This is a genomic window from Desulfovibrio sp. SGI.102 (assembly GCF_050314315.1).
In the GTDB taxonomy this organism is placed as follows: Bacteria; Desulfobacterota; Desulfovibrionia; order Desulfovibrionales; family Desulfovibrionaceae; genus Desulfovibrio.
This window is the reverse complement of the sequence record NZ_JBNPNC010000044.1, coordinates 1-23,866: the sequence shown is the minus strand read 5'-3', so window position 1 is coordinate 23,866 and position 23,866 is coordinate 1. Positions and strand designations below refer to the sequence as shown.

Sequence of the window (23,866 nt, the reverse complement as noted above, 5' to 3'; positions counted from 1 at the left end):
AGCGTTTTTCAGGGGCGGCCATCACGGTCGCCCAGGAGCCTGCCGGCCCTGATTTTTTCCTGGTGGCTGCGGGCGGACTCTTTACAGGATGGGGCGCCTGTGCTACACAGGCCCGCACCAATCCACTACGGCAATCCCGGCTCATACGGGATTGCCGCTTGCTTTAAGGAGACAGATGCATGGATGTTTTTGACCAGGCCACTGAACTTGAACGTCTGGACCGTGAAGCTGCCCTCTCCCGCGCCCGCGCTGCCATGGACCAGGGCGGTCCCGACTGGATCGACGGCGTGGCCTGCTGCCGCGAATGCGGCGAGCCCATCCCCCAGAAGCGTCTGGAGGCCCTGCCCGGTGTCGGCCTGTGCCGTGCCTGCCAGGAAGAACGCGAAAGCGGACGCTAGCATTTTTTGATAACGGACAACCGGAGGCCGGGGCCCTTGAGGCTCCGGCCTTTTTTCATCTGTCCCCGGCGTCGTGGAGCGCAGGGCCTCCGGCGCGGAGACCGCAGCGTGCCGGGAAGGGAGCTGCGGCGCTGCTGTGCCCCAGCCGCTTCTATGGCCTGTCCCAGCCGGACTCCAGCAGCGCGCATGTGCGGGCCACCAGCGGCGCGCAGACAGTGCTGAAGACCCCCTGCGCACAGGCCCGGGCCATGCCTTCGGGGGACGAGATGTCGATGCCGAGGATGTCGCGGCACAGCAGGCTGCCATGCTCCTGGCGGAAGAGATCTTCGAAGCGGCGGCTCTCGGCGGCCAGCCGCTCCGCACAGGCGGGCGCCGCGGCGCTGTCGCGCGGCCCGAAGCGCAGGCCGAGGACGAGCATGGCGCCGGTGAAGCAGCCGCAGGTCCCGGCATGGCCCATGCCGCTGCCGAAAGCCGCAGCCATGCGCAGGGCCAGACTGTCGTCGATGCCCAGCCGGGGCGCGAAATGGCGGCAGATCTGCTGGCTGCAAACGATGCAGGCAGCGAACTGGCGTACGATCTCCTGATGATCCATGATGCCTCCCAAAGGTCTTGCAGACGGCAGGAGGCCCGGGATCTGCCCATATCAGGAAAGGCCGCCCCCATCCCGTCCGCGACGCAGGAAGCGGACGATGCAGGCGATATCCTCCTGATAGCGGGTCAGCGTCCCGGCCCAGGTGCCCAGGCAGGCCTGTCCCCGTGCCGTCAGGGTGAAACTGCGCTTGCCCACGGTGCGGCCGGGCCCCTGCTCGCCGCTCACGAGGCCGTTGTCCTCCATCTGTTTCAAAAGACGGTATATCCCGGCCTGATCCGGCGGGCTGTCGCGCAGGGTGTGGAAGTCCCTGAGCCGCTGCAAGAGCTGGTAGCCGTGCTGCGGGCCATCGGCCAGGAGGCCCAGCAGCAGGGGCAGGACGAAACGGGGCAGGTTGCAACCGCTGCAAGGGCAGCCGTCAAAAAGGGAATCTTCTTGCACGAACATAATATTAGAGTTAGTCTACTATAGATTGAACATAAACAGGGAAGAGGCCTCTGTCAAACCATTTCCCGGGAGGTGCTGTCGTGACAGACATCAGGAGAGCCGGGGACGTCCCTGCCGTTGGCCGGGAGGACGCCCTGCTGCTGGAAAAGGTACGCCGCCACACGCTAGAGGGCAAGCTGCCGGAAAGGGACGACATCCTGACCTTGCTGTCCTGGGGGGCGGACTCGCCGCAGGCGGCCCTGCTGGGAAAGACGGCCCGCCATATGGCGTGCACGCTGGCGGGCAACAGGGGAAAGGTCTGGGCCGCCATCGGTGTGGACTGCGTCCCCTGCCCCATGGACTGTGCCTTCTGCGCCTTCGGGCAAAGCCGAGGCATCGTGCGCCGCGCCCGCTGCTGGAGCGGGGAGGAGGTCGCGCATGCTGCCGCGGCCTTTGCCGCGGCCGGAGCGTCCTGGGTGGTGCTGCGCACGACGGAGGCCTACGGTCTGGAGGCTCTGTGCGGTCTGGCTGCGCGGGTCCGCGGCGTCCTGCCGCCTTCCTGCTGCCTGGTGGCTAATACCCGCCAGCTTGATGCCGCCGGGGCCGCGTCCCTGCGGCAGGCCGGTGTGGGCCTGCTCTACCATGCCCTGCGGCTGGGCGAGGGGCGGGACACGCCCTTCGATCCCCGGGAACGGCGGCGGAGCCTGCACAGGATCCATGCGGAAGGTCTGGGCCCGGCCCATCTGGTGGAGCCGGTGGGCAGCGAACATACGGATGAAGAGATAGCGGACGTGCTGCTGGCCGGTCTGGAGGCCGGGGCTAAGGTCTGCGGCGTCATGGCCCGTGTGCCGGTGCCCGGAAGTCCATTGGCGTCCTATCCGCCTGTGAGCGCGGAGCGGCTGGCGCAGCTGGTGGCGGTGACACGTATTTGCTGCGGGCAGGAGACGCCGGACATCTGCGTGCATCCGCCCGTGGCGCAAGCGGTGGCCTGGGGCGCCAACGTCCTGGTGGTGGAGACCGGCGCCATCCCCCGGGACGGGGAGGGGACTGCCAGTGGGCCCTGGCAGGGATTTTCCGTGTCCGATGCGGCCCGTCTGCTGGCCTCCCAGGGCTATCTGACAGAAGCCGCGGCCCGGGTTCGGCCTGCCCGGCTCCAGTAGATGTCTGCCTGCCGGATGGGACGGAGGCTCTTTGCCGCTTCACGCGGGGCATAAAAAAACGGCGCCCCCGTTTGGGGACGCCGTAGGGCATTCGGAAGGATGCGGGCTTATTCGCCCCGGCACTTCTTCTTCAGGGCCTCGCCCACGGTCTTGCCCAGTTCCACGCAGGCGCGCAGGGCTTCGTGGCGCGGGGTCCAGTTGCACTTCACGAAATCGGCGGGCATGTCCATGCCCATGGAAGCCAGCATCTCGTGCAGGACCTTGGCGGATTCACCGGACCAGCCGAAGGAACCGAAAGCGCCGCCCACGCGGTTCTGGGGACGCAGGCCCTTCATGTAGGTCAGGGTGGAGGCCATCAGGGGCATGATGGTGTTGTTGTGGGTGGGGGAGCCCGCGATCACGGCGCCGCAGTTGGCCAGTTCGGTCATGATCTCGCTGTGATGGTTGCTCTTCACGGACATCAGTCGGGTGGGCACGCCCACTTCTTCCAGACCGCTGCACACGGCATAGGCCATCTTTTCGGTGGAATGCCACATGGTGTCGTAGATCACCATGGCGCGCTGCTGGGGCTTCTGTTCGGCCATCTGGCGGTACATGTCCACGATGAACTTCACGGACTTTTCGCCGCGGTGGATCAGGCCGTGGTCAGGGGCGATCATGTCGATGTCCAGGCTCTCCACGATGGGCAGGGTCTTCAGCACCTGGGGAGAGTAGGGCAGCACGATGTTGTAGTAGTATTCCTTGATGGCGCGCACGAAGTCGCCCTGGTCGTGCTCATCGGCATAGCGGTAACTGGTGGCGATGTTCTGGCCGAAGGCGTCGTTGCTGATGAGCAGCTTGTCTTCGGGGATGTAGGAGACCATGCTGTCGGGCCAGTGCAGCATGCGGGTCTCCTGGAAGATGATGTTGCGCTTGCCGATGTTCAGCTTGTCGCCGCTCTTGACCACTTCGATGGGCCAGTCCTTGCAGTCGAAGTAGCCCTGCATGGACTTGTAGCCCAAGGTGGAGACGAAGATCTTTTCGGGCTTCACGCGGGCCACCACTTCGGCCAGGCTGCCGGCGTGGTCGGGTTCCATGTGGTTGCAGACGATGTAGTCGATCTTTTCAGGATCCATGATCTTGGCGATGCGGCACAGCATGTTGCCGGCCCAGCCGGGATACACGGTATCCATCAGGACGTTCTTTTCGTCGCGGATCAGGTAGGCATTGTAGGTGGAACCTTCGGGGGAGCGGGAATAGCCGTGGAAGTCACGGTGATCGTAGTCCACGCAACCGACCCAGAAAATATCTTTTTTAATTTCAACGGGCTGCATGAAAATTCTCCATTAGGGGATATTGTTCACGGTCAGGATGCCGCAAAGGGCATAAACGAGCCTGCCCTGCCGCAGGGCGGCAGGGCAGGCGGAAAGAGCGGAAGAAACAGGGCTTAGGCCTGTTCGAACTGATCCTTGCTCACGCCACAGACGGGGCAGGTCCAGTCATCAGGCAGCTGGTCGAAGGGCACGTTGTCGTTTTCGGCGGGATCGTATTCGTAACCGCACACGCTGCAAACGTATTTCATGGTGTCTCTCCTTATGAGCCTAGTTTTCGGCCTTCCAGTGGCCGTGAAGGTTGCAGTATTCGCGGGCAGTGACCTTTTCGGCGTCGGTCTTGAACACCGCTTCAGGCTTGTCGCCCGGCTTCAGGAAACAGGTCAGGCTCTGGTTGTCGGCCAGCAGTTCGATCCACTCGATGTAGTGGTTCTCGTCCATGGGATGGGCCACGCTGCCCACGGTCACTTTGTAACCGCCTTCGATTTTTTCGATCACGGGCACGTGCTTTTCCATGGCGCCGTCGGTGGAGCCTTCCTTCATGAGCTTCATGTTCTCGCCACAGCAGACCAGGCTGGCGCCGCCGCCGTGGATGACTTCAACGATATTGCCGCAATGGGTACACTTATAAACTTCAAGCTGATTCGGCATGATATTTGTCTACCTTTGTCCGCAGCCGGACAGTTGGGATCGGTGTTTGCATGTTGCCGGAACTCCTTCCGACGACGCTACTTTGAACCAAGACGGCCCCGCTGTAAAGAGGTTTTTCGGCTATAATAGTAATTTTTCTTAATAAAGAAGTTTTTCACAAAACTCGTTCCCGCCCTGGCGCGAAGGATGCAGAGAAAAAAGTCTGTATATCTGGCGTGTTCCGCCATCATTCGGCGGCAGCGGCGGGGACGGCCGTCTGCTGGAGCATGGTGGGACAGTCCGGCAGGGCCGGGGCATGCCGGCGACGGATGCCCAGCACATTGGGCAGCTGGGCCCGCACATTGCCCGTGACCCAAAAATCGGCCAGGTGCCGTCCGCGCAGCTCCTGATGCAGCCCGGGGGAGCGGATCACCAGCCCGGCCTGCATGCCGCCCTCCACATACATGACGGTACGGACATCCAGCGGCAGGTGGAGCAGGGCGTGGGCAAAGCTGTAGGCTTCCAGCGGTTCGCGGCAGTGCAGGAAGAGGATCTTGCCCGCCCCGTCCTCGGCCACTGCCGAGATGGCGTACAGGGGGCCGCCGGGAGACCAGAGGATGAGGCGCTCGTCATTGATCATGCGGTAGTTCTGGATGACCAGGCGGTATTGCTCCAGCAGTTCCTGCCACTGGGGATCCTCGCGGGTCAGGATGTCGGCGCGGGGCAGGCCCTCCTGGCGGGGACCGGCCACGAAGAAAGCGCCGAAGCGGCGGACCAGGCGCTTGTTGTTGATGTAGTCGTCCTGGCGCATGTAGCCCGTGCTGGTGACGCCGTCGGGAAGATACATGCTGGCATTGATGGCGGCCACCAGATCATGGCTGTCGGCCCACTGGCCAAGGGTCAGGGCCGGATGCTTGTGGGCCGCGCTGGCATAGAGGCGGAAGTCGAACAATTCCGGGTCGATACGCAGGACGGTCAAAGAGGCCTGCTGCCCGGCTTCGGATTGCAGGGAGAACTCCGCATATTCGAGCCCCTCTTCCAGGGCGTTCCAGCGGGGGGCTTCCGGCAGGGCCGCATCGGCCTCGGTACCGGCGTCCGCTGCCGGGGCCTCGTCCGGGAGCGGCAGGGCCTGGGTGGCTGCCGCAGGCAGGACTTCATCCTCGGCGGGCAGCGGGGGCAAGCCGGGCAGGCCGGAAAGGTCGAGCTGTTCCAGTTCCAGACTCAGGGAAGGCGCAGGGGGGGCAGGCGGAAGGTCCCCTTCCGCTCCGGCTTCGGCAGGGCAGAAGACCAGCAGGCAGAGCAGCAGGTAGAGCGAGCGAAGACAGCAGGCAAGAAGGCCGTGCTGCCTGCGGCGGAGCAGACCGGCAGGGAAGGCGGGATGACAAAAAGCGGGTGCGACCGAAGCGTCCATACCTGCTGACATAGAGCGCCCTTGTTTTTTTGGCAAGCATCAGGCTCTGGCGGGAAGGGGCGGACAAACTATATTGACTTATCAAGTTATATTGATATAGTTGGGGCATCGAAACCGTTTTTTCTGATTCACAGTTCCCAGGAGTTTTGTCATGCAGATCGCCCAGGCTCTCCGCCAGACAACCAAGCCTTTTGTTTCTTTGGAATTTTTTCCCCCTGCCGCGGAAAGTCATCTGCCGGAGTTCTACGAGACCGTGGAGCGCCTGCGCTCGATCGATCCCCTTTTCCTCTCCGTCACCTACGGTGCGGGGGGCGGCAAACAGCAGAACACACTGAACGTCACGGCGGAGCTGGCCCGGCGGGGCTTCACCGTCATGGCGCACCTGACCTGTGTGGGCGCCGAGCCGCAGGCCATCAGCGATTTTGTGAGCCATCTGCGTGCTGCCGGGGTCCACAACGTGCTGGCCCTGCGCGGGGATGCGCCGCGCGGCGTGAGCGACTGGGACTGGAACGCGGGCCATTTCCACAACGCCCGTGACCTCGTGCGTTTCCTGCGCTCGGAGCATCCCGACCTGGGCATCGGTGTGGCGGGCTATCCCGCGCCCCATCCCGATGCGGCCACCTTCGCGTCGGACCGGGCCTATCTGGCCGACAAGCTGCGCGCCGGAGCGGATTTCGTCATCACCCAGCTTTTCTTCGATGTGCGCGAGTATGAGTCCCTGGTCAGCTCGCTGCGCGCCGCCGGACTGGAGACGCCGGTCATCCCGGGCATCCTGCCCATCCAGAGCTTCGATTCCCTGCGCCGCGTGCTCTCGCTGTGCGGGGCCAACATTCCGGGCAAGCTCTATCTGGAACTGGAAGCGGCCCACAACGAAGGCGGTGTGGAGGCCGTGCGCGAAGCGGGCCTGCGTTTTGCCGCCCGCCAGATCCGGCAGCTGCTGGATTGCGGCGCGCCCGGCATCCATCTGTACAGCCTCAACAAATCCGAGATGTGCCTGCGCCTGGTGGAAGAAGCGGGCCTGTAGGCCGCTTCCCCGGTGGGGGAGAACATGAATGATGACGGGAGCTGCCGGGACCGCGCGGCTCCCTGAAAAAACGGGAAGGGCCAGGTGTCCTTCCCGTTTTTTCGTCGCATCCCGATACGCCTCCGCAGGGGGGCCGAGCTCCGGACCGGCACCGCCTGTGTCGCTGCTGCGGGCATGGCCCGGCCCCGGGCCGACGTCTTGTGCCCTGCACGGAGGCGGTCATTTCTCACCGTAACTGTTTTTTTTTCACGATTTCACATCCGGTTGACCACCCCCGGCCTCCGGTTTTAGGGTTGTCCATGAGCATCGCAAAAGAACATCGCTGGTTGTTGCTGGCCGTCTGCGCGGCGCAGTTTTTCATGCCGTTCATGGTGGCCGGGGTCAACGCCGTCCTGCCGCCCCTGGGGGAAAGCCTGGGGGCCAGTGCCCGTGAACTCAGTCTGCTGGGGGCCGTCTATACGCTGGGGCTGGTCGTGTTCCAGCTGGCCGGAGGCACCCTGGGGGATATCTACGGACGGCGCCGGGTCTTCCTTTTTGGCCTGAGCCTGTTCAGTGTGCTGGCTCTGGTGCTGGGTTACATCCCTCATATCGACGTCTTCATCGGCCTGCGCCTGTTCCAGGGCATGGGGGCCGCCATGCTGAGTTCGTCCAGCCTGGCCCTGCTGGCGTCCGCCGCGCCCAAGGAGATGCGGGCCAGCTATCTTGGCCTCAGCGGCGTGGCCGTTTATGCGGGCATCGCCTGCGGGCCGCCGGTGGGCGGTCTGGTGGCCGGCTGGCTGGGCTGGCGCTGGCTGTTCTGGGGCACGGGCCTGGCCGCGCTGGCCGCCATGTGCATCATGATCTTCCGGGTCCCCCTGGAGTGGCGCACCGCCGGCAAGGAGCCCTTCGACGTGCCGGGCTGTCTGCTCTATGGCGGGGCCATGGCGGCCCTGACCTTTGGCGCGTCCTGTATCGCGGACGATCATCTGCTGGGCGGCGGGCTCTTTTTGCTCTGTCTCGTGCTGCTGGCCTGTTTCGTCTGGCGGGAGCTGCGCAGTCCCTTCCCCATGGTGGACGTGCGCCTGCTGCGCAGGAACAGGGTCCTCAGCCTGTCGCTGGTGGCGGCCTTCGTCAACTACTGCTCCTTTTTCGGCATGGTCTTTTTCTTCAGCCTCTACCTGCAGGTGGGGCGGGGCTTCAGCGTGCAGGAGGCCGGTCTGATGCTGGCCCTGCAGGCCGCCGTGCAGTCCCTGGCCAGTCCGCTGGCCGCCCGTCTTTGCGACCGTTATGACCAGGGCCTCATCAGTACCGCCGGGACGGTGCTCTGCGGGCTGGGCCTGCTGAGTGCCGCTTTCCTCGACATGGATTCCTCGCTCTGGATCATCGTGGGGGCCCAGTGCTTCATTGGTGCCGGGGCCAGCATCTTTGCCCTGCCCAACACCACCATCATCCTCGAAGCGGCCGGGCCGCAGCGGGTGGGGCAGGCTTCCGGGCTGGTGGGCACGGTGCGTACGGCCGGCATGCTGGGCAACCTGACCATCATCACCCTGACCCTGAGTATTTTTCTGGGCCATGAGCCGGTGGGCAAGGACAATATCGACGCCTTCCTGCACTGCACGCAGGTGGATATGGTGCTGTTCGGTATCCTGAGCCTGCTGGCCGTGGGCTGTACCCTGGCCCGCAACAGCAGCGGCGCCAAGGCCGCCTGAACCGGAGGCACGATGCCATGAAGATATTCGCCGTCAACGGCAGCCCGCGCAAAAAGGGCAATACGGCCACGGTGCTGGAACACTTTCTGGAAGGGGCCCGCAGCGCCGGGGCGGACACGGAGCTGATCCATCTTTATGATCTTCAGGCCTCCGGCTGTCGCAGCTGTTTCGCCTGCAAGCTCCGGGGCGGGGCCTCGTACGGGCACTGCGCCCTGAAGGACGACCTTTCGCCCGTGCTGGCCGCGCTGGAAAAGGCCGATGGGCTGGCCCTGGGCAGTCCCGTCTATTTCGGCAACGTGACGGGCGCCATGCGTTCGTTCCAGGAACGTCTGTGCTTCCCCTATCTGGTCTATGACCGCCGGCGCAGCACCATCGCGCCCCGCCGTCTGGCGATGGCCTGCATCTACACCATGAACGTGGATGCGGAGACCATGCGGCAGCACGGCTATCCCGAGACCCTGGCCGTCATGGATGGCTATCTGGGGCGCATCTTCAGCACGCCCTCCGTCCAGTATGTGACCGACACCTGGCAGTTCGACGACTATGCCAGATATGTGGCCGACCGTTTTTCCGAGGCGGACAAGCGGCGTCGGCGCGAGGAGCAGTTCCCGCAGGAGTGCCGTCAGGCCTTCGTCATGGGGCAGGAGATGGTCCAAAAGCTGGCAGGGCAGGGCGCGTGATCCGGCAGGGCGGGATGACGGAGGCGGAAGACGCCGCGCTGCTGTTCAGCCCCCTGTCCCCGGCAGGGGAGGCTGTCCCGGCGCAGTGGCATTTTCCGGCCGGGCTGGAAGATTTCCCCGCTGCGGCGGACTTCCATTTCTGGCGCCGGGAGCCTGGGAGCCCTGTGGGCGTGCTGCATCCGGCCGGACAGCCGGAAGAGGGCCTGCTGCTGGGCGAGGCCTGCGCTTTGGGCTGCACCGGCCCCCTGCGGCTGGCAGCGGCCGAGTACGCCCTGCTGGGGAGTTGCCCGGCCGAAGGCCTGGCCTTTTTCCTGTGCCTGGGGGCCCTGCCGGAGGAGCCGGGACGGGCCGAGCTGCGCGTCTGCGCTGTGCTGGCCGTGGCTCTGGACGGGGGGAGGGCCCTGCGCCTGTCCCTGCCGCAGGAGTTGCCGGAGCGCTTGCCCATGACGCGGCTGGCTTCGGCTTCCCCGGCCTGAGCCCCGTGAGCCTGCGGCGGGCAAGAGGATGGGGGAGCCGTGGCGTGGGCATCCGTCCCGTGCGGGAGGATGGGCCTTTACCGGCATGGAGGTGCAGTCCGTCCCCGCGTTGCGGTCAGGCCGGCATCGCCGTTGCGGGGCATGTGACGGGATCTTTGGTCGTAACATGCGGACATCTATCTTGAAATTATCGATATCGGCAGGGCTGCACCGGTGCTGTGCGGCCCTGTTTTTTTGTGCCCTGTATAGGGAAACGTTTCTCGTTCCGGCTGGCAGGGCGTGTGCCCCTGGAGCCTGCAGGCGGGGAGGGCGGGCATTAAAACTATAAAACTAGTTTTTTAGTTGACATGATAAAACTACTTTTTTAGTTTGATGTTGACAGCATACTTTCCCAGCGTCTACACCAAGGGCATGAATTCCTCGTATATCACCGCCCTGCCGGACGACTGGGAACGCGTGGCGCGGGTCTTTTCCGCCATGGGGGACGCCACCCGGCAGAAGATCCTTCTGCTCTTCGAGCCCGGGGAGAGCATCAGCCTCAGCAGCCTTGTGGCGACCGTGGGCCTGAGCCGTACGGCCGTGAGCCATCATGTGAACGTCCTCGTACGGGCCGGGCTGCTGATCCCCCGGCGGCAGGGCCGGGAAGTGCTTTACCGGCGCGACCTGCCCTTTGCCGTGGAGATGCTCGACCGGGTGCGGGATTACGCGCTGGCCGAGCTGGCCGCGGAGCAGGGCGACCGTTCCTGAGCCTGCCCGGCTGGGCAGGGGTTTTGGCTGGGATCGCCGCCATGCACGGATGCTGCAAGGAGTGCGCATGAGCAGGCGATTTTTGCGACAGACCGTCTCGCTGGGGGTGAGCTATACCCTCGGCACCTTCAACGACAATTTCTTCAAGCAGGCCATCCTGCTGCTGGCCGTGAGCATGGGCCATACGGCCGTGCAGGCCTGGGGCACCGTGCTTTTTTCGCTGCCCTTCGTCCTGTTCTCCGCCTGGGCGGGCTGGCTGGCCGACCGCTATCCCAAGTGCCGTCTGGTACTGGCGGCCAAGGCCCTTGAAGTGTGCGCCATGCTGGCCGGGGGCTGGGGGCTGCTCCAGCTGCACTGGAGCGGCATGCTGGCCATGCTCTTCTGCATGGGGGCCAGCGCCACCCTGTTCAGCCCGGCCCTCAACGGCTCCCTGCCGGAACTGTTCGCCCGCGAGGACGTGCCCCGCGTCAACGCCCTGTTCAAGCTGGCCACCACGGCCTCCATCCTGCTGGGCATCACGCTGGCAGGCGGGGCCCTGGAACGGCAGTGGCTCGCCACGGAGATCCCCTTCGGGCGCTGGCTGGTGGCTGCCGTGGCCGTGGGCGTGGCGGTGCTGGGCCTGCTCTCCGTGTTCTTCATCCCCTACCGCCCCGCTGCCGCCCGCAAGGAAGATCTGCCGCCCTTCCCCTGGCTGGGGGCCCTGGATTCCGCCCGCGACTTGTGGCGCCTGCGTGCCCGCCAGGGCATCTTCTGGTGCCTGTGCGGCGATGTCTTTTTCTACACCCTGTCCACCCTCGTCCTGCTGGAGATCAATGCCTACGGCGTGGCCCAGCTGGGCCTTGGCCCCACCATGGCCAGCCTGCTGCCCGGCGGGCTCATGCTGGGCATCTGTGCCGGGGCCGGGCTGGCGGCCCGCCGTGCCCGTGGGGACTGGCGGCGGAGCGTGCCCCGCGCCTGCGCCGGTATCGGCCTGCTGCTGGCGGTCGCCGGTGGCGTGCCCGCCGCGCCCGAGGCCTTCCGTTTCGGCCTGCTCTTTGCCTGTTACGCGGCGGTGGGCATCTGCGGCAGCCTGTACATCGTGCCGGTGTCCAGCCAGATCCAGCTGCTCCCGGCAGCGGAGGAAAAGGGCCGCATCCTCGGCACCAGCAATTTCTTTTCCTTTTCCGGCATGGCGCTGGCCGGGCCGGTCTATGCCCTGCTGTCCTTCCTCCCGCCTTCCGTGGCCCACATGCTGCTGGGCGGCCTTACCCTGATCTGGGCCGTCTTTTTTGCCCGTCGCCTCAAGGCCGCTTTCCCTGATGGCGACGATGGCGGCAGCAGGAGCGGGACAGGGGACGAGGAGGCGAAGGCGGACGAGCCCCGGGGGCCTCGCCGGGCCGCTTCGCGTGTCCGTATCCTGTTCTCCCGCATGCTGCTGGGCTGCGGCCGCTATTTGCTCTCCCTGCGTTACCGTGTCCGTCTGGAAGGGCTGGATGTCCTGCAGGCCGAAGTGGCGCGGGCGCGTGAGCGGGGCAGGGGCGTGCTCGTGCTGCCCAACCATCCCGCCTTCATGGACCCGGCCCTGCTGTGTACGCATCTTGCCGCTTTCGACCTGCGGCCGCTGGCGGACAGCCATCAGATCCACCGCCCGTGGTTGCGGCCGGTGGCCGCGCTGACGGGCTGCATCTCCCTGCCGGACCTGCGCCGTGACGGCCTTTCCGCCCGTGACCAAGTGAGGGAAGCGCTGGACGGCTGCGCCGCTGCGCTGGCCCGGGGCGAGAACGTCCTTTTGTATCCCTCCGGCGGCCTGAGCCGGGACGGCGGCACCCATCTGGGCGGCAACAGCGGCGCGTACCGTCTGCTGCAGGCCGTGCCCGACTGCGGTCTGGTCCTCGTGCGCACGCGCGGCCTCTGGGGCTCGTCCTTCAGCTGGGCCGCAGGCGAGCCCGTGCTGGGCCGGGCCCTGTTGCGCGGGCTGGTGTCGCTGCTCTGTCACGGTCTGTTCTTCCTGCCCCGGCGGGAGGTGCGCATCACCTGCGCTCTGCCGTCCCGCCGTCCCATGCCCGGGGAGGGCGTCCGTTCGTACAATGCGCTGCTGGAGTCTTTTTATGATGCCGACGGCGGTGAAAAGGCCTGCCCGCAGATCCTTTTCCCCTGGCGTGCCGAGGTCCCGTCCGGGGCGGGCACAGGCGCTGTATCGGCCCGGATGGCCGCCACGCCGCCCCCGCTTGCCGCTGCCGACAGGGAAGCCGTGCTGCGCCTGCTGGCGGAAGCGTCGCCTCTGGGCCCGGAGTGGGGCAACCTCAAGGAAGACCAGCGTCTGGACACTGATCTGGGGCTGGACAGTCTGGCCCTGACGGAACTGGCCGTGCGGCTGGAAGAGCGTTTTGGGCACGCTCCCGCCACTCTGGAAGGCTTGCGAACGGTGGGGGACTGTCTGCTGCTGGCCGCCGGGCAGATGCCGGAGGCCGCCACAGCGGAAGCGCCGGAAGAGCCCTCCCCCTGGCTGGATGCCGTGCGGGCCCGTCCCGCCTGGGCGCTCAGCCTGCCTGATGCTCCCAATCTGCCGCTGGTCATGCTGCGGCAGTTGCGGCGCGCCTCGTCCCGCCCCCTGCTGGCCGATAACGGCCGGATACTGACGGCGCGTGCGTTCTGGATACAGGCCGTGGCCCTTTCCCTGCATCTGCGCCGCCGTTTGGGCAGCGGACAGCGGGTGGGCATCATGCTGCCCGCCTCGTCAGCGGCCTGCGTGGCCTGGCTGGCCGTGCTGCTGGCCGGACAGACGCCGGTCATGCTGAACTGGACCACAGGGCCGCGCAATCTGGGCCACTGTCTGCGTCTGGCCGGGGTGCGGCATATCCTCAGTGCCCGGGCCCTGCTGGATCGCCTGGAAGGCAGCGGCCTGCGCGAAGCCGCCGAAGAGGCCGGGGCCGCATGGCTGCCGCTGGAAGATACGGCAGCCTCCCTGTCCCCCTGTCTGCGGCTGGAGGCCGCCTGCCGTGCGCTCCTCTCGCTGGCCGGGCTCGAAGGCTGCGCCGTGCCCCGAGAGCTGTCCCGGCCGGCGGCCATCCTGTTCACCTCGGGCTCGTCGGCGGCACCCAAGGGCGTGCCGCTCAGCCATGACAACATCCTGGCCAACTGCCGGGACGTGGCGGCCATCCTGGCCCTGGACAGCCACGACGCCATGCTGGCCATGCTGCCGCCCTTCCATACGCTGGGCCTCACGGGCAACATCGTGCTGCCGCTTTGCTTCGGCGTGCCGGTGGTCTTCCACGCCAATCCCACGGAAGGCGCCCGTCTGGATGCCGTATGCCGCCAGTGGCGGCCGACCCTGCTGGTGGCGGCCCCCACCTTCCTGGACGGTATGTTGCGGCAGGCCCGGCCCGGGGATCTGGCATCGTTGCGCGTGGCCTTCGTGGGGGCGGAAGCCTGTCCGCAGCGCCTTTACGATGATTTTGTCCGCCTGAGCGGCGGCGGGCTGCTGTGCGAGGGCTACGGCGTCACGGAATGTTCGCCGGTCATCAGCCTCAACCTGCCCACGGATGCCCGCACGGGCACCATCGGTCAGCCTTTGCCTTCGGTGCGGACGGCCATCGTATCCGTGCAGGAGCCCCGGCAGCGGCTGGCGGCCGGAGAGACAGGCCTGCTGCTGGTGCGGGGCCCCAATGTGTTCGGCGGCTATCTGGGGCAGGGCAGCGACGGCGGCCCGGCCTCGCCCTTCCTGCATCTGGACGGCGAGGACTGGTACTGCACCGGCGATCTGGTGCGGGCGGACAGTGACGGGCATATGACCTTTGCGGGACGGCGGGAGCGTTTCGTCAAGCTGGGCGGGGAGATGATCTCCCTGCCGCAGATGGAGGCCGTGCTGGGGCGTCATTTCATGGCCCCTGCCGGACAGGAAGGCCCGGTGCTGGCCGTGGATGCGCTGGAAGAGGAGGGGCAGACCGTGCTGGTACTGTTCACGACCCTGCCTCTGGAGCGTGAACAGGCCAATGCCGTGTTGCGGGAGGAAGGTCTTTCCGCCTTGTACATGCTGCGCCGGGTGCGGCGGCTGGCGGCCCTGCCTTTGCTGGGGTCGGGCAAGGTGGATTACCGGAGCCTGCGGGCCCTGGCCATGCAGGAGGGTCAGGGCGTCTAGCCGGGACGACAGGGTGCCGTGCCCGTGAGCCGGACGGAGGGCTGGACGGCAGCATCCGGCCGGCACCATGAGGGCGCAGGCGCAGCAGGATCCACGCTTTTGTCGGTGCCCGTTCCCTGATGGTGTCAACCCCGACAGCGCCGGGCGGACACGTCGGCCCGCGCCGCAGAAAGCTTGCATAAAAGAAAAAGGGTGGCAGTCCTGGCGACTGTCACCCTTTTGCATAAGAGCTCGTTTGTGAGGTGGGCTCCTGTCCTCGCGCGCATCAGCGCCCTAGTCCAGGCCCATTTTTTTGCTCAGCTTCTTGCCCAGGTTCTTGACCTTGTCCAGCGGGCTTTCACTTTCCAGGCGTTCGAATTCACGCAGCAGTTCGGCCTGCTTGTCCGAGACGCGGGTGGGGGTCAGGACTTTGACTTCCACCAGCAGGTCGCCGCGGTTGCTGCGACCGGGGTAGGGCATGCCTTCGCCCTTGAGGCGCAGCAGGGTGCCGCTCTGGATGCCCTTGGGGATGTCCAAGGGCAGCGGGCCCTTGAGGCCGGGCACTTCCACGCGGTGGCCGAGGGCCGCCTGCACGAAGCTGATCTCGCAGGTGTAGATGAGGTCCTGGCCCTGGCGTTCGTACTTTTTGCTGGGCTCCACATGCAGGACCACATACAGGTCGCCTGGAGGCCCTCCGTGCTCGCCGGGTTCCCCTTCACCGCGCACACGCAGGCGGGTGCCGGTATCCACACCGGCGGGGACGCGCACCACGATCTCGCGGCGTTCTTCCACGATGCCCTGGCCCTTGCAGCGGGGGCAGGGCTTTTTGATGACCTGACCGGTACCCTGGCAGGTGGAGCAGGGCATGGCGATCTGGAAGAAGCCCTGGGAATGGCGCACCTGACCGGTGCCGTGGCACTGGGGGCAGGTCTCGGGCTGGCTGCCCGGAGCGGCACCGCTGCCGGAGCAGTCGGGGCAGGTCACATGCTTGGGCAGGGTCAGGGGGATCTCGTCGCCCGTGGCGGCCTGCTCAAAGGTGACTTTCAGGTTGTAGCGCAGGTCGGCGCCCTGCATGGGGCGGGGACCACGTGCGCCACCGGCGGAAGCAAAGCCGAAAAGGTCGCCGAAGATATCGCTGAAATGGGCGAAGATGTCTTCGTTGCTGGTGAAGCCCCCACCGCCCATGCCGCCCTGCACACCGGCATGACCGAAGCGGTCATAGCGGGCGCGCTTTTCGGCGTCGCGCAGGACGTCATAGGCCTCGGCAGCTTCCTTGAACTTTTGTTCGGCTTCGGCGTCACCGGGGTTGTGGTCGGGATGGTAGCGCATGGCCAGCTTGCGATAGGCTTTTTTGATCTCGTCCTCGCTGGCGCTGCGGTCCACCCCCAGAACTTCGTAATAGTCTCGCTGTGCCATGGCCTTTAGCCTTCGTTCTTGGCGGACTCCTGACCTTCGGGCAGGGGATTGTACAGGCTCATGTCGTCAGGCAGCACCTTGCCCGCGGCGATCTCGCGCAGAGCGGTCACGGCTTCCTTGTTGCGGCTTTCGATGAGGGGCTCATAGCCTTCACGGTACTGGCGCACACGCTTGATGGCCATCTGGACCAGCAAAAAGCGGTTGTTCACGCGTTCCTGGCAATCTTCCACGGTAATGCGGGCCATAGTTCCTCCGGCTTGCCCGCGAGACAGCGGGCGGAGTGTAAAAATGAATGCCGCCGTACCCGACAGCAGCGGGCGCGGCGCAATAGGGGCAGAACTCTTTGCCTGCCCAAGCGAGTTATGCTATTGGTCTTTTGTGCGGCTGTCAAGGCCAGAGGCGCGGAAAATCGTCCCTGCCCTGTCTGCCGCCTCCGATCAACGCAACACATGCCCTGCGGGGCAGGAGGACATATGCGCGAAAAACGCTCCTATGCGCAGGAGGTCTGCGTCAAGAGCGCCGGCAAGGCCATGCAGCAGACCGGCATGATCTGGCCCGGCTGCCGCATCGGCGTGGCCGTTTCCGGCGGGGTGGACAGCTTCGTGCTGCTCAAGACCCTGCATATCCGGCAGGGCATCGTGCCCTTCCGTTTCGAGATCATGGCCATCCATCTCAATCCCGGCTTCGATCCGCAAAGCCATATGCCGCTGGCCGCCTGGCTCTCGCAGCACGGCATCCCCTCGCATCTGGAGGTGACGGACTTCGGCCCGCACGCCCATTCGGCCGAGAACCAGCGCCGTTCCCCCTGTTTCCGCTGCGCCTGGCTGCGCCGCAAACGCCTGTTCGAGCTCTGTTCGCAGTACAAGCTCACCCATCTGGCCCTGGGGCACAATGCCGAGGATCTGGTCTCCACCTTTTTCATGAACCTGTGCCGCAACGGCCGCGTGGACGGCATGAGCATGAACGAGCCCTTCTTCGGCGGCAAACTGCATCTGATCCGGCCGCTGCTGCTGGTGGAGAAAAAGTACATCATCAAGGCCGCCAAGCAGTGGGAGCTGCCCCTGTGGGCCAATGCCTGCCCCTCGGCCGGCAACACCGCCCGCAGCGACATGGGCGAGACCCTCAAGGCCCTGTACGGCGTGGCCAAGGATTCCCGCCGCTGCATCCTCAACGGCCTGAGCCGCTGGCAGCTGGAAAAGAACAGCCTGCCTGATGTGACGGATGCCGGAGAGCAGGAGAGCGGGGCGTTTGTCCGGGGGGAAGGGACCCCCTTTAGCTAGCGCCCAAAGGGAGGCCTTCCCCCGGGCCCTCCATCCTCCCCCAAACGCGCTTTATTACAGGAAACGGGCAGCCGTATGGCTGCCCGTTTCCTGTTTTCAGGCGGGATAATGACGTCATTCGGTTGGCGTGCTGTCTGTTGGCGGGGCAGTATGCGGGCCGCTTGATGCGAAGGAGCCGGGGGCGGGACTGGCTTCGTGCGAAAAAGATTTTTCGGAGGCGGCAGGCGCGGACGGGTGCTCACTCCCCCAGTCCGGTCATGTCTGTCCCTTGGCGGTCAGGGGGGATGACGTGTCCGTCATCCGAAGACGGGGACCCGCCATACAGACCAGAGTAAAAGTTTTTGGGAGGAGCGGGGGAGCATGAGGGGGAGAGGAGACCTTTTTTCAAAAAGGTCTCCTCTCCCCCTCATCAAAAAGACACTGCCTCAGGGCAGCGATGGCGCGCGTCGTGTGCTAGACGCCCTTGGCCTTGAGCTCTTCCAGGAAGCCCTCGGGCACTTCAAAGCCCAGCTCGGCGGCCTTGGCGGCGGACTGGCGGGCTTCGGCGTACTTGCCAAGGTCGAACTGGGCAAGGGCCATGTTGTTCCAGGCGGGAGCGAAGGCGGGTTCCTTTTCCAGGATCTCCTTGCAGAGCTTTTCGCAGGCTTCGAAGTCGCCCTGCATGTAGTAGGCGGTGGTCAGGGCGTTCTTGGCCTGCACGAAGTCGGGGTCCCACTTGAGGGCCTTCTTCAGGGCGGTGATGGCCTTGTCCGGCTCGCCGCGCTGCAGGTGCACGAAGGCGATGTTGCTCCACGGCACGGGGAACTTGGCGCGGCACTGGGCGGCTTCTTCATTGTAGCGCAGGCAGCCTTCCAGGTCGCCGCGTTCCAGGCAGATGCCGCCGAGCTGCACATAGGCTTCGGCCAGGTGGGGGGAGTTGCGCACGGCGTTGAGCAGGGCTTCTTCGGCGCCCACGAAGTCACGCTTGCTCAGCAGGGCCAGGCCCAGGTTGTAGTGATGGGTAGCGCACTGCTCGTTGGCCGCGATCTCCATCTTGAGGTCGGCAATATATTCGTCGATATCGTCGTAACGCTGTTTCATAGGATGTGGCCCTCTTTTTTCAGCAGATCATGGTACCAGAGGCAGAAGTCGGTGATGCCCTGGAATTTTTCGTCACGGTTCACAATACCCAGAGCGCATTCCAGCACGCCGCGACCGTAGTCGTTGCCGTACTGTTCGTTCCTGGCGGCCTTGAGCTGGAGGAACTCGCGCACCAGCTGCTGGGTGGTGCGCTTGGTCACGTCCAGGCGCACGTCCAGAGGATCGTTGGGCTTCTGGAAGGGATCCCAGTTATCGTAGCCGATGCGGTCCACGAACTTGCGGCGCCGCGGGTTCATGCGCTCGTAGATCTCACGCTTGAGCTGTTCCTGTTCCTCGTTGAGGCGCTGGGGCGTGCCGTCGCGGAACACGGTAGCGGGAATGAAACTGAGCTCGGAAGGCATGGTGCGCTCCCTATTTTTCAGGCTTGGCCGGGCCGATGCCCAGGTAGGCCTCGTCGTAATTGGTGATGAGTGCCATGGAGAGCGGCACGTAGACTTCGTGCAGCTCGCGGAAGCGGCTGTTGACGGTGCGGCCGATCTCGCGGCTCAGGTCTTCCAGGCGGCTCTGGATCTTGTCCAGATAGACGGTGGGGTACGACTTGCCCTTTTCGAAGGCGGCGAAGCCACAGACGTGGCCCTGACCGGCGATGGCGGTGGGCACGCCGTAGAGGCGACAGGTGATGGGACGGGCCTGGTAGAGCAGGCAGCGGTCGTCATCGCCCAGCAGGGGGCAGCGGCACTTGATGCGCGCGGCTTCTTCCATGATGGCTTCGGGGCTCTTGCCGGACTTTTCTTCCCGGAAGAGCTCGCGCTTGAGGCGGGTCAGCTGACGGTCGGTCTCGGCGGCCCTGGTCAGGATGGCCGAGCGCTGCGGACCGTAATCGAAAGCCTGCTGGAAAGCCCGGTTGATGTACATGGCCTCCACCAGGGAAAGGTCGAACAGGGCATGACAGCAATCGCTGCAGCCTTCCTTGCAGGTGACGCACTGGGCATGGTCGTGCCGGATACGCTCGAACACGGCGTCACAGCTGGCGCGGAGTTTTTCGTATTCGGCAAAAATGGGCTGAAGATCAGGAATCATTGGGGTCGTTCCGCTGGTTATGAAAGTGCCGCCAGACGAAACGCCCGGCGGCACTTTGATTTGCAGGTGCTTGGGCACCCTTAGGGCTTAGGCTTCTTCAACGGTGATGGCGCTGGTTTCACAGACTTCCACACAGGATTCGCAGCCCAGGCACTCTTCGGAGTTCACGGGTTCGGACTTGCCGTCCTTGATTTCGTAAACTTCCACGGGGCAAACGTCCACGCATTCGCCACAGCCCACGCACTTGTCGGTATCGACATTCACATTGTAGCCCATTGTGTCCTCCAGATGTTGAAACGTACGTTTCTTGTAGTCCTCGGGGGGAGGGGTCTCCCCACCCAAGGGAATGCATAGCGTCCCCCCCCTTGGGCTGTCAAGGGAAGATTTCTTTGCACATCGTCGCAGGGGACGTGTCCGGCGCGTTTATTGCAGCAGCACGCGCGCGTAATACGGACGGCCGTCGCGGACGATCTGCATCAGTACCTGATTGGCCAGGCGTTCCCGGCGGAAGGCGTTGACCAGATCGGCGGTGGTGCGGATGCGCATGCCGCCGATGGCCGCGATGACGTCGCCGGGGCGCAGGAAGTCCGTGGGGCCGGGGCGGCGCGTCTCGCGCACCAGCATGAGGCCGTCGGCCTCGCGCACGCGCAGGCCCCAGATCTCCTGCATGAGGGAAAGGGCCGTGGCATCGTCGAAGGAGGCGGGCTTCACGCGGATCTTTTCCGGCTTGTCGCCGCGCAGCACGCCCAGGGTCAGCTCGGCGCCGGGCACCTGGTTGCGCAGGATGTTCACGTATTCGCGACGGTCGCGCACGGGCGAGCCGTTGATGCTGTCGATGACGTCGCCGGGCTCGATGCCGGCCTTGCCCGCCGGGCTGCCGGGGTAGAGGCGGGTGACGATGATGCCGCGGGGCTCACGCAGGCCCAGGGCCATGGCCATGCGCTGGTCCACGTCGTCGGCGGCCAGGCCCAGCCACAGGGGCGCCACACGGCCCTGGCCCACAAGGTCATCCATGACGCGGCGGGCCTTGTTGACCGGGATGGCGAAGCCGATGCCCTCGCCGCGGGCGTGGACAGCGGTGTTGATGCCCACCAGACGGCCTTCGAGGTTGAGCAGGGGGCCACCGCTGTTGCCGGGGTTGATGGCGGCGTCGGTCTGGACCAGGTCGGTGAACACGCCGCTCTCGCTGCGGATGGTGCGGCCCAGGGCCGAGACCACGCCCGTGGTGACGGTGTGGTTGAAGCCGAAGGGGTTGCCGATGGCGATGACGGTCTCGCCGGGCATGAGGTCGGAGGAATCGCCCAGGGGCACGGCGGGCAGGTCATGGGGGCCCTGGATCTCCAGCACGGCCAGGTCGAAGTCCGGCTCCGCGCCCTTGACCACGGCGGGGAACTGGCGGCCGTCCTGCAGATGGATCATGACCTCGTCGCCACCGGCGATGACGTGGGCGTTGGTCAGCACCAGGCCGCGCTTGCCGTCCACGATGACGCCGGAGCCGAGGCTCACGCGTTTTTGCCGGCGGGGCTGGTCGAAGCCCGGGCCGAAACCGAAAAACTGGTCCATGGGCGAGATGCGCTGGCGCTCCACCACATGGGTGCTGGTGATGTTGACGACGGCGGGGGCCGTGGCCTGGACGGCGCGCACCACCGGGGTCATGCGCGGGCTGGAATCCGGCACGGGCGCGGCGGCAGGGGCCGTGGCCGTACAGAGCAGGGCCAGACAGGCCAGGGTGCCTGCGGCGCGGCGCAGGCCGGGGAACAGGGAAAACGACGGATGCATGGTCAACTCCGTGATCGTTGCGGATGGAAAAAGGGCGGGAAGGCCCAGGGGCAGGGGAGCGGCAGCCGTGGACGGACGGCGGCGATGCCCTGCTTTTGTCCGGGCGGGACATGGGCCACGCGGGCATTCCCGGCAGGATCCGCCTTTTTTAATACAGGCCGTCACACAGGTAAAGACGGGCCATGCTTGCGCCGGGCCGGGCAAGACGTTACACAGAAAACATGAAACAAGTTCCCGTATATCGTGAGGCTGTGGAAGTGCCCGCCCTGCCGGGCCTCTTTATCCGTCCCCTGGAAAGTTCCCTGCTGGAGAAGGCCCAGGCCCATCTGGACAACCTGACCAAGCCGCGCGGCAGTCTGGGGCGTCTGGAAGAACTGGGCCGGAGCCTGTATGTCATGGCAGGCGGGGTCACGCCCCTGAGCGTGAGCCCGGCCCTGATGCTGACCGTGGCCGGGGACCACGGCGTGACGGCCCAGGGCGTCTCGCCCATGCCGCAGGCCGTGACCCGCCAGATGACGCGCAATTTCCTCAACGGCGGCGCGGGCGTCAACGTGCTGTGCCGCAGCAGCGGCATGGACCTGCGCGTGGTGGATGCCGGTTGCGCCGGGGGGCCCTACGAGCCGCACGAGCTGCTCATCGACCGCCGCCTGGGCGACGGCACCGCCGACATCAGCAAGGGCCCGGCCATGAGCCGTGAGACCTGCCTGCAGGGCCTGCGCCACGGCATCGCCCTGGTGGAGGAGTTCGCGGACAAGGGCTACCGCTGTTTCGGCACCGGCGAGATGGGCATCGGCAATTCCACGCCGGCCACGGCCATCAACTGTGCGCTGTTCGGTTTCGACCCTGACGTGGCCACGGGCCCGGGGGCCGGTTCCGATCCCGAACGGGTGCGCCACAAGGCCGCCATCGTGCGTCGCGCCTTAGAGGTCAACGCCGCGGCCCTGAAGGGCGACGGGGTGGACATCTTGGCCGCGCTGGGCGGTTTCGAGCTGGCCATCATGGCCGGCATCATGCTGGGGGCCGCGTCGCGCTCCCTGCCCATACTGGTGGACGGCTTCATCTGCAGCGCCGCCTATGCCGCCGCGGTGCACATCTGCCCGCTGGTGGCCCAGTACGCCATCCTGTCCCATGCCTCGGCCGAGCCCGGCCATGTGCCCGCCCTGGGCGCGCTGGACAGCGGCACGCCCCTGCTGCATCTGGACATGCGGCTGGGCGAGGGCACCGGCGGCGCCGTGGCCTATCATTTGCTGCGCTGCGCCGTGAACATCTTCAACGAGATGGCCACCTTTGCCGAGGCGCAGGTGGACGAAGGCCTGTGATGGAGACCGGGAACAGGGACGATTTGCTGACGCTGGAAGATGTGCGCTGCCACTTCCCGGTGCGTCAGGGCATGTTGGGCGAAGTGCGCCATCTGCGGGCCGTGGACGGGGTGGACCTTGTCCTGCGGCCCGGCCAGAGCCTCGGGCTGGTGGGCGAATCCGGCTGCGGCAAGTCCACGCTGGGCCGTCTGGTCTGCGGTCTGCAACGTCCCACCGGCGGCCGCATCCTGTTCCGGGGCGCGCCGCTGCCGCCTGCCGGAGCGGGCAGCATGGCGGCCGGACGCATCCAGATGGTCTTTCAGGACCCGTTCTCTTCCCTCGATCCCCGCTGCACGGTGGGCACCTCGGTGGAGGAGAGCCTGCTGGCCGGGGAGCGCCTGAGCCGCAGGGAACGCCGGGAGCGGGTGCGCGACATGTTCGCCACGGTGGGCCTGGCCGGTCTGGAACGCCGCTACCCGCACGAGTTCTCCGGCGGTCAGCGGCAGCGCATCGCCGTGGCCCGGGCGCTCATGACCCATCCTGATCTTATCGTCTGCGACGAGCCGGTCTCGGCGCTGGATGCCTCGGTGCAGGCGCAGATCCTCAACCTGCTGCGGCAGGTGCAGGAGGATTTCGGGCCCGCCTATCTGTTCATTTCCCACGATCTGGCCGTGGTGGGCTTCATGTGCCCTCACATCCTGGTCATGTATCTGGGCCGTTTCGTGGAAGAGGGCCCGCGCGAGCGTTTGCTCCGGGAGCCCGCCCATCCCTATACGCGCGCCCTGCTGGCCTCGGTGCCTTCCTTTGAGGATCTGCGCGACGGCAAAAGCCCGGTGCGCGCGCCCCAGCAGAACATCCGGGGCGAGCTGCCGAGCCCGCTGGATCCGCCGTCGGGCTGCCGCTTCCATCCCCGCTGTCCGCAGGCCACGGAACGCTGCCGCGAGGAAGCCCCGCAGTGGAAGGAGCTGGAGCCCGGCTGGCGGGTCCGCTGCCATCTGTATGGGTAAATGATAGGTCATCCAGGGGGAGGGGCTCTCGCGCTGCCGTCGCTGCCCGCAGCTTTTTTCGTCGCAACGGGCACGGCCTGCGGGCCGCCGGCTGGTCGCCGGCACGTGCGGCAGAGTGTCCCTTGCCCCTGCATCTCCCCCCCTAAAGTATGTCTTATGCGGAAAGACGGAACGCTGCCTGCCAAGAAGGCCGTGCCTGACAGCCTGTCCCCGACAGGTGATGCGGGAGAGCGGGCGTTTCACGTACCCGTTAGAAGGGGAGGCAGCGCCAGGAAAAATTGCTGGGATATT

The 23,866-nt window shown here is 65.9% G+C and carries 24 protein-coding genes; 11 read left to right on the top strand and 13 right to left on the bottom strand.

Going from position 1 to position 23,866, the window contains the following annotated elements; all coding sequences use genetic code 11:
• Positions 1–179: 179 nt before the first annotated feature.
• Entirely contained in the window at positions 180–398 is a 219-nt protein-coding gene (locus ACQRCJ_RS09655; RefSeq protein ID WP_040369802.1) for a TraR/DksA family transcriptional regulator, read from the top strand.
• Positions 399–549: 151 nt separating this feature from the next.
• Here ACQRCJ_RS09655 and ACQRCJ_RS09650 read toward each other — a convergent pair whose 3' ends face one another.
• The gene (locus tag ACQRCJ_RS09650) at positions 550–990 is read right to left on the bottom strand and encodes a C-GCAxxG-C-C family protein (RefSeq protein ID WP_300644361.1); all 441 of its coding nucleotides are present in this window, start codon (positions 988–990) and stop codon (positions 550–552) included.
• Positions 991–1,041: 51 nt separating this feature from the next.
• A complete protein-coding gene (locus ACQRCJ_RS09645; protein WP_287439595.1) occupies positions 1,042–1,434 on the bottom strand; it encodes a PadR family transcriptional regulator in 393 nt (130 codons plus the stop codon).
• Between the two features lie 80 nt (positions 1,435–1,514).
• On the opposite strand from ACQRCJ_RS09645, the gene ACQRCJ_RS09640 reads away from it, so the two are divergent.
• Positions 1,515–2,573, top strand: coding sequence for a hypothetical protein (locus ACQRCJ_RS09640; RefSeq protein ID WP_427799686.1), 1,059 nt, complete (start codon positions 1,515–1,517; stop codon positions 2,571–2,573).
• 107 nt (positions 2,574–2,680) lie between these two features.
• Here ACQRCJ_RS09640 and ACQRCJ_RS09635 read toward each other — a convergent pair whose 3' ends face one another.
• The 4 genes from ACQRCJ_RS09635 to ACQRCJ_RS09620 all read right to left on the bottom strand — a co-directional run bounded on the left by ACQRCJ_RS09635 (position 2,681) and on the right by ACQRCJ_RS09620 (position 5,936).
• Positions 2,681–3,886 carry an FprA family A-type flavoprotein gene (locus ACQRCJ_RS09635; RefSeq protein WP_297137765.1) on the bottom strand — a complete coding sequence of 402 codons (1,206 nt, stop codon included), beginning with the start codon at positions 3,884–3,886 and terminating at the stop codon, positions 2,681–2,683.
• Between the two features lie 113 nt (positions 3,887–3,999).
• A complete protein-coding gene (locus tag ACQRCJ_RS09630; RefSeq protein WP_006008124.1) occupies positions 4,000–4,134 on the bottom strand; it encodes a rubredoxin in 135 nt (44 codons plus the stop codon).
• A 19-nt stretch (positions 4,135–4,153) separates the two neighbouring features.
• Positions 4,154–4,534 (bottom strand): desulfoferrodoxin, encoded by a 381-nt coding sequence (locus ACQRCJ_RS09625; RefSeq protein ID WP_006008126.1) that lies wholly within the window; start codon positions 4,532–4,534, stop codon positions 4,154–4,156.
• A 226-nt stretch (positions 4,535–4,760) separates the two neighbouring features.
• Positions 4,761–5,936 (bottom strand): phosphodiester glycosidase family protein, encoded by a 1,176-nt coding sequence (locus ACQRCJ_RS09620; protein WP_303739808.1) that lies wholly within the window; start codon positions 5,934–5,936, stop codon positions 4,761–4,763.
• 139 nt (positions 5,937–6,075) lie between these two features.
• Between ACQRCJ_RS09620 and ACQRCJ_RS09615 the strand changes: the two genes are divergently transcribed.
• From ACQRCJ_RS09615 to ACQRCJ_RS09590, 6 genes are all read left to right on the top strand, one after another.
• Positions 6,076–6,948 (top strand): methylenetetrahydrofolate reductase, encoded by an 873-nt coding sequence (locus ACQRCJ_RS09615; RefSeq protein ID WP_168935487.1) that lies wholly within the window; start codon positions 6,076–6,078, stop codon positions 6,946–6,948.
• Between the two features lie 299 nt (positions 6,949–7,247).
• The gene (locus tag ACQRCJ_RS09610; RefSeq protein ID WP_168935488.1) at positions 7,248–8,636 is read left to right on the top strand and encodes an MFS transporter; all 1,389 of its coding nucleotides are present in this window, start codon (positions 7,248–7,250) and stop codon (positions 8,634–8,636) included.
• Positions 8,637–8,653: 17 nt separating this feature from the next.
• Positions 8,654–9,316 (top strand): flavodoxin family protein, encoded by a 663-nt coding sequence (locus ACQRCJ_RS09605; RefSeq protein ID WP_204626186.1) that lies wholly within the window; start codon positions 8,654–8,656, stop codon positions 9,314–9,316.
• A 14-nt stretch (positions 9,317–9,330) separates the two neighbouring features.
• On the top strand, positions 9,331–9,792 hold the full coding sequence (locus ACQRCJ_RS09600; RefSeq protein WP_427799685.1) for a hypothetical protein: 462 nt from the start codon (positions 9,331–9,333) through the stop codon (positions 9,790–9,792).
• Between the two features lie 411 nt (positions 9,793–10,203).
• On the top strand, positions 10,204–10,539 hold the full coding sequence (locus ACQRCJ_RS09595) for an ArsR/SmtB family transcription factor (RefSeq protein WP_168935491.1): 336 nt from the start codon (positions 10,204–10,206) through the stop codon (positions 10,537–10,539).
• A gap of 67 nt (positions 10,540–10,606) precedes the next feature.
• Positions 10,607–14,656, top strand: a complete 4,050-nt coding sequence (locus tag ACQRCJ_RS09590) for an MFS transporter (RefSeq protein ID WP_427799684.1) — start codon at positions 10,607–10,609, stop codon at positions 14,654–14,656.
• 273 nt (positions 14,657–14,929) lie between these two features.
• On the opposite strand, the gene dnaJ is transcribed toward ACQRCJ_RS09590, so the two are convergent.
• Both dnaJ and rpoZ read right to left on the bottom strand, forming a co-directional pair.
• Positions 14,930–16,051, bottom strand: coding sequence for a molecular chaperone DnaJ (dnaJ, locus tag ACQRCJ_RS09585; protein WP_168935493.1), 1,122 nt, complete (start codon positions 16,049–16,051; stop codon positions 14,930–14,932).
• A gap of 5 nt (positions 16,052–16,056) precedes the next feature.
• The gene (gene rpoZ, locus ACQRCJ_RS09580; RefSeq protein ID WP_168935494.1) at positions 16,057–16,296 is read right to left on the bottom strand and encodes a DNA-directed RNA polymerase subunit omega; all 240 of its coding nucleotides are present in this window, start codon (positions 16,294–16,296) and stop codon (positions 16,057–16,059) included.
• 228 nt (positions 16,297–16,524) lie between these two features.
• Between rpoZ and ACQRCJ_RS09575 the strand changes: the two genes are divergently transcribed.
• Entirely contained in the window at positions 16,525–17,331 is an 807-nt protein-coding gene (locus ACQRCJ_RS09575) for a tRNA lysidine(34) synthetase (protein ID WP_297137758.1), read from the top strand.
• A 453-nt stretch (positions 17,332–17,784) separates the two neighbouring features.
• On the opposite strand, the gene ACQRCJ_RS09570 is transcribed toward ACQRCJ_RS09575, so the two are convergent.
• From ACQRCJ_RS09570 to ACQRCJ_RS09550, 5 genes are all read right to left on the bottom strand, one after another.
• Positions 17,785–18,411: a tetratricopeptide repeat protein gene (locus ACQRCJ_RS09570; RefSeq protein ID WP_168935496.1), complete on the bottom strand. Its 627-nt coding sequence runs from the start codon at positions 18,409–18,411 to the stop codon at positions 17,785–17,787.
• Positions 18,408–18,812 carry a hypothetical protein gene (locus ACQRCJ_RS09565; protein WP_006008157.1) on the bottom strand — a complete coding sequence of 135 codons (405 nt, stop codon included), beginning with the start codon at positions 18,810–18,812 and terminating at the stop codon, positions 18,408–18,410. Before ACQRCJ_RS09565 ends, ACQRCJ_RS09570 begins: the two co-directional genes overlap by 4 nt.
• A gap of 10 nt (positions 18,813–18,822) precedes the next feature.
• Positions 18,823–19,491 (bottom strand): YkgJ family cysteine cluster protein, encoded by a 669-nt coding sequence (locus ACQRCJ_RS09560; RefSeq protein WP_168935497.1) that lies wholly within the window; start codon positions 19,489–19,491, stop codon positions 18,823–18,825.
• Between the two features lie 87 nt (positions 19,492–19,578).
• Positions 19,579–19,767, bottom strand: coding sequence for a ferredoxin (locus ACQRCJ_RS09555; RefSeq protein ID WP_040369804.1), 189 nt, complete (start codon positions 19,765–19,767; stop codon positions 19,579–19,581).
• Between the two features lie 147 nt (positions 19,768–19,914).
• Complete coding sequence (locus ACQRCJ_RS09550) at positions 19,915–21,270, bottom strand: trypsin-like peptidase domain-containing protein (RefSeq protein ID WP_239463901.1); 1,356 nt, start codon at positions 21,268–21,270, stop codon at positions 19,915–19,917.
• Between the two features lie 221 nt (positions 21,271–21,491).
• Here ACQRCJ_RS09550 and cobT point away from each other — a divergent pair, with 221 nt between their 5' ends.
• Together cobT and ACQRCJ_RS09540 are read left to right on the top strand one after the other, a co-directional pair.
• Entirely contained in the window at positions 21,492–22,589 is a 1,098-nt protein-coding gene (gene cobT, locus ACQRCJ_RS09545; RefSeq protein ID WP_427799683.1) for a nicotinate-nucleotide--dimethylbenzimidazole phosphoribosyltransferase, read from the top strand.
• Positions 22,589–23,575 carry an ABC transporter ATP-binding protein gene (locus tag ACQRCJ_RS09540; RefSeq protein WP_204626194.1) on the top strand — a complete coding sequence of 329 codons (987 nt, stop codon included), beginning with the start codon at positions 22,589–22,591 and terminating at the stop codon, positions 23,573–23,575. The genes cobT and ACQRCJ_RS09540 overlap by 1 nt, the downstream gene beginning before the upstream one ends.
• Positions 23,576–23,866: the final 291 nt, after the last annotated feature.

What these genes read in the sequence shown, in the direction of transcription:
- ACQRCJ_RS09600 (WP_427799685.1), top strand. Translation starts at nt 9,331, where the DNA reads ATGACGGAGGCGGAAGACGCCGCGCTGCTGTTCAGCCCCCTGTCCCCG.
- ACQRCJ_RS09575 (WP_297137758.1), top strand. Translation starts at nt 16,525, where the DNA reads ATGCGCGAAAAACGCTCCTATGCGCAGGAGGTCTGCGTCAAGAGCGCC.
- ACQRCJ_RS09565 (WP_006008157.1), bottom strand. Translation starts at nt 18,812, where the DNA reads ATGCCTTCCGAGCTCAGTTTCATTCCCGCTACCGTGTTCCGCGACGGC.
- ACQRCJ_RS09570 (WP_168935496.1), bottom strand. Translation starts at nt 18,411, where the DNA reads ATGAAACAGCGTTACGACGATATCGACGAATATATTGCCGACCTCAAG.
- ACQRCJ_RS09655 (WP_040369802.1), top strand. Translation starts at nt 180, where the DNA reads ATGGATGTTTTTGACCAGGCCACTGAACTTGAACGTCTGGACCGTGAA.
- ACQRCJ_RS09550 (WP_239463901.1), bottom strand. Translation starts at nt 21,270, where the DNA reads ATGCATCCGTCGTTTTCCCTGTTCCCCGGCCTGCGCCGCGCCGCAGGC.
- ACQRCJ_RS09625 (WP_006008126.1), bottom strand. Translation starts at nt 4,534, where the DNA reads ATGCCGAATCAGCTTGAAGTTTATAAGTGTACCCATTGCGGCAATATC.
- cobT (WP_427799683.1), top strand. Translation starts at nt 21,492, where the DNA reads ATGAAACAAGTTCCCGTATATCGTGAGGCTGTGGAAGTGCCCGCCCTG.
- ACQRCJ_RS09615 (WP_168935487.1), top strand. Translation starts at nt 6,076, where the DNA reads ATGCAGATCGCCCAGGCTCTCCGCCAGACAACCAAGCCTTTTGTTTCT.
- ACQRCJ_RS09620 (WP_303739808.1), bottom strand. Translation starts at nt 5,936, where the DNA reads ATGTCAGCAGGTATGGACGCTTCGGTCGCACCCGCTTTTTGTCATCCC.
- ACQRCJ_RS09650 (WP_300644361.1), bottom strand. Translation starts at nt 990, where the DNA reads ATGGATCATCAGGAGATCGTACGCCAGTTCGCTGCCTGCATCGTTTGC.
- ACQRCJ_RS09610 (WP_168935488.1), top strand. Translation starts at nt 7,248, where the DNA reads ATGAGCATCGCAAAAGAACATCGCTGGTTGTTGCTGGCCGTCTGCGCG.
- ACQRCJ_RS09605 (WP_204626186.1), top strand. Translation starts at nt 8,654, where the DNA reads ATGAAGATATTCGCCGTCAACGGCAGCCCGCGCAAAAAGGGCAATACG.
- rpoZ (WP_168935494.1), bottom strand. Translation starts at nt 16,296, where the DNA reads ATGGCCCGCATTACCGTGGAAGATTGCCAGGAACGCGTGAACAACCGC.
- ACQRCJ_RS09560 (WP_168935497.1), bottom strand. Translation starts at nt 19,491, where the DNA reads ATGATTCCTGATCTTCAGCCCATTTTTGCCGAATACGAAAAACTCCGC.
- ACQRCJ_RS09590 (WP_427799684.1), top strand. Translation starts at nt 10,607, where the DNA reads ATGAGCAGGCGATTTTTGCGACAGACCGTCTCGCTGGGGGTGAGCTAT.
- ACQRCJ_RS09645 (WP_287439595.1), bottom strand. Translation starts at nt 1,434, where the DNA reads ATGTTCGTGCAAGAAGATTCCCTTTTTGACGGCTGCCCTTGCAGCGGT.
- ACQRCJ_RS09635 (WP_297137765.1), bottom strand. Translation starts at nt 3,886, where the DNA reads ATGCAGCCCGTTGAAATTAAAAAAGATATTTTCTGGGTCGGTTGCGTG.
- ACQRCJ_RS09630 (WP_006008124.1), bottom strand. Translation starts at nt 4,134, where the DNA reads ATGAAATACGTTTGCAGCGTGTGCGGTTACGAATACGATCCCGCCGAA.
- dnaJ (WP_168935493.1), bottom strand. Translation starts at nt 16,051, where the DNA reads ATGGCACAGCGAGACTATTACGAAGTTCTGGGGGTGGACCGCAGCGCC.
- ACQRCJ_RS09540 (WP_204626194.1), top strand. Translation starts at nt 22,589, where the DNA reads ATGGAGACCGGGAACAGGGACGATTTGCTGACGCTGGAAGATGTGCGC.
- ACQRCJ_RS09555 (WP_040369804.1), bottom strand. Translation starts at nt 19,767, where the DNA reads ATGGGCTACAATGTGAATGTCGATACCGACAAGTGCGTGGGCTGTGGC.
- ACQRCJ_RS09595 (WP_168935491.1), top strand. Translation starts at nt 10,204, where the DNA reads ATGAATTCCTCGTATATCACCGCCCTGCCGGACGACTGGGAACGCGTG.